The organism is Nitrospirota bacterium, assembly GCA_035516965.1.
Lineage (GTDB): Bacteria > Nitrospirota > UBA9217 > UBA9217 > UBA9217 > MHEA01.
This window is the reverse complement of the sequence record DATIZR010000068.1, coordinates 1-8680: the sequence shown is the minus strand read 5'-3', so window position 1 is coordinate 8680 and position 8680 is coordinate 1. Positions and strand designations below refer to the sequence as shown.

Below are 8680 nucleotides of genomic sequence, written 5' to 3'. Positions count from 1 at the left end.
AGATTACACAGATTAAATCAGGCCGGAAATTACTGGTTTTAAAATCTGCGTCCATCTGCCTGTGCCCTCGTTTTGGCAACAGCAGGGTACGACATCTGCGGATAGATTGTTATTTCACGTCTTCTGAAGGTTTTCATGCCGCGTAGTTACCTTCGATGTTAAAGACTCGATCCGGAAGATGTGATCGTAGGCTTTACGGAAGGCAAAAATAGAAATGGCGGCCCTTATGATGGTCCGCCCGGGGTGCTCGGGGGTCCTGTACAGCACGACTGATCTGCGAGGTCTAATTCACGGGGAGGTGGAAGATGCCTGCATCGAGGCTGCTGGGAGATGTGCTTCATGAGTACCATGAGGGGAAGAAGAACGGCGCGCTCTTCGTCGCGGTGAAGGAGAAGACCGACAACCTGATCCGGATCTTCTTTCAGAACGGCGAGATCAGGCACCTGAGCTCCGGTCAGTGCAGCGGCAAGGACTGCCTGGAGATCATCGACTGCTACGAGTTAACCACGGCCTATTTCATGAAGGACATGAAGGCCCCGGCAATAACATCGGACCTGCCGCCTACGGAGCAGATCATCGACCAGTTCCGCAGGTCGGGCCGGTCGGTCATGATGCAGTGACTTCTGCGGATAGAATGGATTCTAAGATATTTTATCCACAGATTACGCGCCCTGCACTCGCGAGTCCGCTCGTAAGCGCTGGGTGCAGGCAGATTTACGCAGAGAGGATATGAACCACTAAGTCTTTTGCTCTTTCTGTGACATCTGTGACATCTGTGATATCTGCGGATAGAATAGATTCTAGCTAAAGAAATGAAACGGATCATCGTCGACATCGACAACACACTCTGGGATTTCGCCGGCTCCTTCTGGAAAAAGGTCCGCCATCTCGGCGTGCCGCGGCCGTCGGAATGGCAGGTGGATTTCTGGAAGGACTTTTTCACCTTCGAGCAGTTCCTGCGCTATATCGACGAGGTGCACGAGGAGCAGGATGCCGGCGCCTTGCCGTTCCCCGGAGCCGCTGATTTCCTCTCCGCGCTCAGGACCGGCGGGCTCCGTATAACGATCGCGAGCCACAGGGATCCGGCCAGGAGGGGGGCCACCGAAAGGTGGCTCAAGGCCCATGGCCTTGCCTATGACGAGCTCTATGTCGGCCCGGACAAGACCATCCTGTTCGATGACCATCAGGCGCTCGTGGACGACAGCTCAGAACTGCTCGATAAGGCGGCAAGCCGGGGGCTCATCGCCGCGGGGCTTCGCTATCCCTGGAACCGGGATTCCGGCCACTCCCTGTTCGAGAGCCTGGCCGAAGTCCTCGTCTATCTCAGACCGCGCTGCTGAACTAGGTAACACCGACGTAAAGTCGACAAGCACCGATGAAACCCGACGAGGAGACGTTGAGGCGACGGACATCGACGTAAAGGCGACAAAGACCGACGTGATTCGACGAAACCCGACGTAAGATCGACATACTACGACAAGAGTCGACAAACACCGACGAAACCCGACGAAAGGCGACGTAAAGCAGACAAAGATCATGACCGAACAAAAAGATCCTCATCGCGGAACGCGCATTCTCGTGATCGTGGCGGCGCTCGCGATCATCACGGGGGGCATCCATCAGGCGCAGTCGGTCGTGGAATGGCTTCTCTTTGCCGTTTTCCTGGCCGCCATCGGCGCGCCGTCGGTCCTCTGGCTCGAGCGGCACCGCATTCCCTATACCTACGCGGTCCTGCTCGTGGTGGCGGGCATGGCCGCTGTTTTCGCGGTCATCGGCGCGCTCGTGGGCACGTCCCTGAACAGTTTTTACGCCGACCTCCCGGAGTACCAGGCGCGCCTGCAGAAGCATGTTTCTTCGCTCCAGACGTTCCTGGCGGACAAGGGCATCCGGTTCGCGGACACGATCCGGTTCGACCCGATCACGCCGGAAACGGTAAGGCGCCTGACCGCCAGCCTGCTCGCCGGGCTGGGCTCGATGCTGTTCGAGATCTGCCTGGTGCTGCTCACCGTGACCTTTATCCTCCTTGAAGCCTCGAGCTTTCCCGCCAAGCTCCGCGCGGTCCTCGGGGACCCGAAAAAGGACTTTCACCTCTTCATGCGGTTCGTGTATGATATCAACCGCTACATGGCCATCAAGACGGTGATCAGCATGACGGCCGGCGTCCTGATCTGGATCTGGCTGTCGATCCTCGGCGTGGATTTTCCCATTCTCTGGGGTTTCCTCGCGTTCCTGCTCCACTATGTGCCCAATATCGGCGCCCTCATCTCCTCGGTGCCGGCGGTCCTTCTTGCCCTGATCCAGCTCGGGATCGGCCCCGCCGCGCTCGCGGCCGGCGGCTACCTGGCGGTCAATTTCATTCTCGGCAACGTGGTCGAGCCGATGCTCATGGGCCGGAGGCTCGGCCTGTCCACCCTGGTCGTCTTTCTCTCGTTGATCTTCTGGGGCGGCCTGCTCGGTCTTATCGGCGTGGTCCTGTGCATACCGCTGACCATGACCCTGAAGTTCGTCTGCGAGAACAATAAGAGCACGCAATGGATCGCGGTATTGCTGGGGCCCGAGATGTGCCCTGTGCCATCTCCGCCGGCAGCGGAAAAGGGAGCAGAGTCTTAACCGAGGGATGCGCCGATCGTCGAGATCAATAGCTGCAAATATTTCCGGGTCTTCTGGGTTTGATGGGGGCCGCTTTCATTCTGTTTGCATCCTCATGGGGTAAAGATTAGAATCGAAGTCACTGCATGGTTCCCATGCGAAAATTTAGCCAGGCGACCGAGGACGAGGGTTAAGCATTTTGGACTGCCTGCACCCAGCGTTTACGAGTGCCCGGCGCGAGTGCAGGGTGTCTGAGCCCGTAGGTTGGCGAGCCTGCGGCCAGCGTTTATGAGTGCAATGCGCGAATGCAGGCTGGTTCCGAAATGTACCGAGGACGACCGAGCCTGGCGTAAAGAATATTCGCCAGGCGCCCTTCTTTGGGTCACCTTTCTTTGGGCGCGCAAGAAAGGTGACGCGAGAAAAGCATTACGTGTATTCGGTAGTCATCGCTTCTCAGTCGAGAATATCGTCACCGCGTCGACTCTCGTCGATCCTAGTCGGTTCTCGTCGACGCTCGTGAGGTACATCAATGTCCGCTTGGTTCGTTCCCGCAGTAAAAGCAATATTGCCCTACGTGAGCGCGATCGTTGGAGCGGCGCTGCCGGTCTTTACCAGGAGAAAAAACGATGAGGCTGCCGCCGCGCAAGCAGAGCTTCTGCAGAAACAGATCGCGGAGCTGCAATCCGCCGCCTCGCAGAACGCGGTGCGCATTAAAGCGCTGGCCGAGCAGTTGCAGAAGACCGTAACCGCTCTTGAGCAGGGAGCGTCGGCCGCCGAATCGAGGCAACGGCGGACAGCTGCGCTTTGTATCGGAGCGGTCATTGTGTCCTGCATCGCTCTCGGCGTTTCGTTGATCGTGTTGTTTCGGCGATAGCAGGCTTTGTCCCCGCGTCCCGGCATCACCATGTCGGTTCTTGCGCCAGGGGAAGGGAAGGGAAGGGAAGGGGTAGAGCGAGGCGTGGGAATGTTAGGACGGGATACGTCACTTGAGGGAGTATGGGGCGAGATGACAAGAAAGTAGACCTTACGCTCGCAAGTCCCTTTACAAATGTCATTCTGCGCCCTTCTTTTGTCATTCTGAGCACAGCGAAGAATCTCGTCGTTGCTCAGGACAGGCGCCGCTAATTGAAAATGCAACAGTATGGACCTGACCCTGAGATGTTCTAAGAGGTCCTGAGCGAGGGAAAAGCATGAAATCTCTGGTACCAATCGAAGTGATTGAAAAGAAGATATTACTGATCGGCGGCCAGAAGGTAATGCTGGATAAAGATTTGGCGGGTTTATATGGCGTTACTACAAGCAACCTGAATAAAGCTGTTAACAGAAACAAGGACAGGTTTCCTGCAGATTTTATGGTTCAACTGAGCCTTGAGGAGTTCAACAACTTGAAGTTCCATTTTGGAACATCAAGTTGGGGCGGGACGCGGAAGCCTCCTCGGGCCTTCACGGAACAGGGGATAGCGATGCTTTCAAGTGTGCTCAACAGTAAACGCGCCATCCACGTCAACATAGAAATTATGAGGGCTTTCGTGAAACTGCGGGCGATGATGTCAACGCATAAAGACCTGGCAAGGAAGTTGAGTGAGCTTGAAAAGAAATATGACGGACAGTTCCAGATTGTTTTCGAGGCAATAAAGCAGATAATTGATGTTGAAGAAAAACCGAAAAGAAAGATCGGATATGTGAGTGAGCGCAGAGCTGTGTATCGGACAAGCGGGAAGAGGAGAATGTCAAAGCGCAAAACCTGACCCTCGCCGGCTCGCTTTCAACATGCTGGTCGCCCTGGGGCTTGATTATAAGGTCGTGACGAGGAAGGCGGCGTAGTTGGAATGTCAGAGCAATAAACCTGATCCTCGACGGGTCTAATTGAAGGTGCAATAGTATGGACCTGGCCCTGAGAAGTTCCGTTGGTATCAACGTCCCTAAGATGCCCACAAGGTGGCGGCGTAGGGGAAATGACAAGAGTAAAGACCTGAACCTCAGGCGCTTTTCATAGGTGCCCCTCAGGGGTCTACGTCGATGGCCGAGCGCAGGAAGGGGGAAGAACGATGAAACGGACCGGGAAGAGTCTGTATTCTGCCGCGGCGCTGGCGGCAATGGCGCTGTTCATGGGCGGGTGCGCCACCAGCCGGGGCATACTGGACGTACGGGTCGACGTCCCCGAAAATCCTTCGTCCGGAAAAGCGGTATCGATCGTGCGGGTGGTGGACAACCGGCATTTTGAGGAGGCGCCCCGCGACGCGTCCATTCCGTCGCTCAAGGACCGGGACATCGGCAACAGGGCGCTCACTTCCCGCGCGATCGCGCGCAAACGGAACACCTACGGCAAGGCATTGGGCGACGTTCTCCTGCCCGAGGGCCGGACCGTGGAGGGCCTGGTCAAGGAGGCCCTCACCCGGTCGTTCCGGGAAGCGGGCTACCGGGTAGTGGACAATGCCGGCGGTTCCGGGGAGGGAGCGCCGATTGAGGCGGAGATCGAACAGCTCTGGGGATGGATTACGCCGGGCTTCTGGTCCGCGTCCCTGCAGTTTGAGGCAAAAGTCAGGATCAAGGGGGACGTCCAGCCGTTCCAGGAAGGCAAGACCGTGCGCGGATATGTTCTTCTGCACACCCAGGGCGCGGGCAGCGGGCAGTGGCTGAATACCTTCAATAAAGGGCTGGATTCGCTTGTGCAAGAGGTAAAGAACGAACTGACGACGCGGTAGCGGGAGGAGCCTAAAAAAGCAGTGATGCCAAAACAGAAGACCTGGCACCCGGGATTAGATTCTCCGATTCCTGGTCTTTTATTCGTTCACTCTGAACCCTACGTGCTCTGTGAGCAACCATGCCCTATAACACCAAACTGGAAGAAAAGATCTACGCAGCGACCCAGCGCTGGAAGGACCTGGGCAAGAAGAAGATGTTCGGCGGCATCTGCTACCTGCTCAGGGGCAACATGTGCTTCGGCATCTGGAAGGACTTTCTGATCGTCCGGATGGACAGGGAGCAGGCTGAGAAGAGCCTGAAGCTGAAGAACGTCCGGCCCTTCGACATAACCGGCTCGGCCATGGCCGGATGGGTCACGGTGGAGGAGGCAGGGTGGCGGAGCGCGGCAAGGCTGGAGAAATGGCTCGCGATCGGGAAGGAGTTCGCCCGTACCCTGCCGGAGAAGAAGAGCAAAACGCCAAAGAACAAGACGTTAAAGGAGTATCAGGGCTAGGTGAGACCGTGCGGTTCTTCTTCTTAATTCATCCATCATAATTCTTACTTGTCTTTCGAAAAGAAGACGCTGCGCGAATACAGGCGGTGAAAAAGAAGGAAGACAAGAAAGGGAAACTGCCGATGGCCAGGAGAATATAAACATTCAATACCTGACCCTCAGGTGTTCTCGGTCTTGGTTTTCTCTGCGATCTCCGCGTGCTCTGCGAGAAAAAAAGTCTCCGAGCCAGGGAAGAAATACGAAATGCCAAGAGGAAAGGCCTGACCCTCACAGGAAGGACCTATGATGAAAAACATCATTCCCGGTAATGCCCGGACCTTGACACTTGCCGCGCTGGCTGCCGTGCTCATGCTGTCCGGCTGCGCTCTGCCCAAAGTACACCTTGATTACGACCAGCGGGCGGCAAAGATCAAGACCGTCGCCATCCTCGGTCCGGAGGTAGACGCCTACGAGGTCCATTTCGGCGCGAGAGAGAAGCACGACGACTGGACCGGGCAGGCCAGCCGAAACCTCGTGGATGCCGCAACCAAAGAGCTGTCCGCGAGGGGATTCAGCGTGACGCTTATCCCCCGGAAGGGGAAAGACGAGGAGACGGTGGAGGAGGTCTACGGCCTGTTCGACTCGATCGCCTGGAGCTACCGGGCGCACGTGACCCCGGACAATTCCAGCTGGCGGTTTCCGCACAAGATGGACTCCCTGGACTACTCGGTCGGCCCGCTGGACGACCTGCTCGCTGCCAACCACGCTGAAGCACTGCTCCTGATAGACGGATTCGTGCAGAGAAGCGACAACCCGCTTATGCAGCGCGGCAGCCTGCTCGAGCTGGCCCTCGCGGACCGCAGCGGCACCCTGTTGTGGTTCGATCGGCGGTTCAAGCCCTACCAGGCCTTCACCTCCTGGGACCCCACCGATCCCGACCACGCAAACGTCATGGTCAGAGACCTCTTCAAGAGCCTGCCGGAGGTCAAGCGATGAGAACGCACGTAATCCTGTCCGTCCTGGCCGCACTGCTCCTGTCCGCCTGCGCAACCACGGCTCTCGCCCCCGTAACCGATCCGGGATTCACCGGGTTCGAAGCCGACGAAGCCGGGCTCTGGAAGCGGGCAGCCGAGCAGGAAAAGGCACTGGCCGAGAGCGGGTTCCTGTACAACGACAGCGAGCTCGAAGAGTATCTCAATGCGGTCGCGAGGAAACTCGAGCCGGAAACGGTGTATCGCACGATCCCCTTCAGGGTCAGGGTGCTGAAGGACCCGCACCTCAGCGCCTTTTGTCTCGCCGACGGCGCGGTCTATCTCCACACCGGCATCCTAGCCTCCATCGCCAACGAGGCGCAGCTTGCCACGGTGCTCGGTCATGAAATGACCCACGCGATCAACCGTGACGCTGTCAGGGGGTTCCGGGACACCAACAACAAGGCCGCGGCGTTCGGCAGCCTGGTGCTCCTGACCGGAGGCCTGGCATCCGTATTCGCACCCATGGCGGGCGCATCCATAGCCGGGTATTCCCAGGACGTGGAACGGGAGGCCGACCGGCAGGGGTTCGTCCTGATGGACCGCGCCGGATACGACGTGACGCAATCGGTCGCCCTCTTCGAGGAGATGAAGAAGGAGATCGAGGAGGAGAAAGTCACGGAGTCCTTTTTCTTCGGCAGCCACCCGAAGATCGTGGAACGCATTGAAAGCTACCAGGAACTGATCGCCGCCCGAAAAGACCCGAAGCAGGGCGGGGTCACGAATGCAGACGTATTCCAGGCGCACGTCAAGAAGCTTGTTCTCGAGAACGCCCAGCTCGACATGCAGATCGGACGGTACGAGCGGGCAGCCGGCGGGCTCAAGCGGTATGTCGAGCGGTATCCCGGCGACGCGCGCGCGTACTACCTCCTGGGAGAGGCCAACCGGCAGCAGGGCGGCGACGAGCACGAGAAGCTGGCTGTCGAGAATTATCAAAAGGCCCTATCCCTGGACGCGGGCCACGCCGGTTCCCACAAGATGCTCGGCATGATCGCCTACAAGACCGGCGACAAGGCCGCTGCGAAAGAGCATCTGGAGAAATACCTGGGCCTGCAGCCGAACGCCCCGGACCATGCCTATATAGAAGGGTACATCCGCGCCTGCGCGCAGGCGGGAAAACAAGAGGCAACCAGACCGTGACGGGAGAAGGGATATGAAAAAATACACATTCCTGTTTTTGATCTTCCTGGCCGGGTGCGGCGGATGGCACGCGACGTCGGGCGAGTTCCACGGCAGCGGCTACGCGGTCGATCTGCCGTCCGGCTGGATGTACGAGAGCAATTTTGGCTCGACCAAGGTCAACGTCACCCGGGACGGAGAACCGCTCCAGAAGATCCACTTCGACGTATTCGACATCACGAAGTACGACAAGGATGCGAAAAAAACCGTTCGAAAGGGAATGCTGCCGGAAGAGGTTGCGCAGGTCGTCATCGACATTACGAGCGCGAACAAGAGCGTGGGCCAGTTCACGGTCATGCAGAACGAGCCCGCACAGGTCGGGGGTAAGAACGGGTTCCGGCTGCTCTGCAGCTACCGGAGGGGCAAGGTCAGGTACAAGAGCGCGATCTACGGAGTGCTGGACGGCGAGACCCTCTACGGCCTGATCTATTCCGCGCCTGTCCGGTACTACTTCGACCGGGACGTGGCGGCATTCGAAGCTGCGGCAAAGAGCTTCAGGCTGGAGGCAAAGAAAGCGGAGACCGCTGCTCCCGGCATGGGCATCGGAAGCTGGGGCGGACTGGAGTAGGGTTGTGAGAAGAGATCGGGACGGAGTGGCGGGCTAAGAAGGAAAATGTTAAAAGGATAGACCTGACCCTCGCGTAGGTAGTCTATCGAACAACGCGGAAGCGGTGAATGTCAAGAGTAAAGACCTGACCCTGAG

Annotated in this window: 10 protein-coding genes; all 10 read left to right on the top strand. The window is 57.9% G+C overall.

Annotated elements, in window-relative coordinates; genetic code table 11:
- The first annotated feature begins 305 nt into the window (after positions 1–305).
- The 10 genes from VL197_11340 to VL197_11295 all read left to right on the top strand — a co-directional run bounded on the left by VL197_11340 (position 306) and on the right by VL197_11295 (position 8545).
- Positions 306–620, top strand: a complete 315-nt coding sequence (locus tag VL197_11340; GenBank protein ID HUJ18573.1) for a hypothetical protein — start codon at positions 306–308, stop codon at positions 618–620.
- Positions 621–812: 192 nt separating this feature from the next.
- A complete protein-coding gene (locus VL197_11335; GenBank protein HUJ18572.1) occupies positions 813–1340 on the top strand; it encodes a hypothetical protein in 528 nt (175 codons plus the stop codon).
- Positions 1341–1536: 196 nt separating this feature from the next.
- Complete coding sequence (locus VL197_11330) at positions 1537–2610, top strand: AI-2E family transporter (GenBank protein HUJ18571.1); 1074 nt, start codon at positions 1537–1539, stop codon at positions 2608–2610.
- A 508-nt stretch (positions 2611–3118) separates the two neighbouring features.
- Positions 3119–3463, top strand: a complete 345-nt coding sequence (locus VL197_11325) for a hypothetical protein (protein HUJ18570.1) — start codon at positions 3119–3121, stop codon at positions 3461–3463.
- A 316-nt stretch (positions 3464–3779) separates the two neighbouring features.
- Complete coding sequence (locus VL197_11320) at positions 3780–4337, top strand: ORF6N domain-containing protein (protein ID HUJ18569.1); 558 nt, start codon at positions 3780–3782, stop codon at positions 4335–4337.
- A 300-nt stretch (positions 4338–4637) separates the two neighbouring features.
- Entirely contained in the window at positions 4638–5294 is a 657-nt protein-coding gene (locus VL197_11315) for a flagellar biosynthesis protein (protein ID HUJ18568.1), read from the top strand.
- 119 nt (positions 5295–5413) lie between these two features.
- Positions 5414–5788: a TfoX/Sxy family protein gene (locus tag VL197_11310; GenBank protein HUJ18567.1), complete on the top strand. Its 375-nt coding sequence runs from the start codon at positions 5414–5416 to the stop codon at positions 5786–5788.
- Between the two features lie 282 nt (positions 5789–6070).
- On the top strand, positions 6071–6763 hold the full coding sequence (locus VL197_11305) for a hypothetical protein (protein ID HUJ18566.1): 693 nt from the start codon (positions 6071–6073) through the stop codon (positions 6761–6763).
- On the top strand, positions 6760–7938 hold the full coding sequence (locus VL197_11300; GenBank protein ID HUJ18565.1) for a M48 family metalloprotease: 1179 nt from the start codon (positions 6760–6762) through the stop codon (positions 7936–7938). Before VL197_11305 ends, VL197_11300 begins: the two co-directional genes overlap by 4 nt.
- Before the next feature lie 13 nt (positions 7939–7951).
- Entirely contained in the window at positions 7952–8545 is a 594-nt protein-coding gene (locus VL197_11295; GenBank protein HUJ18564.1) for a hypothetical protein, read from the top strand.
- Positions 8546–8680: the final 135 nt, after the last annotated feature.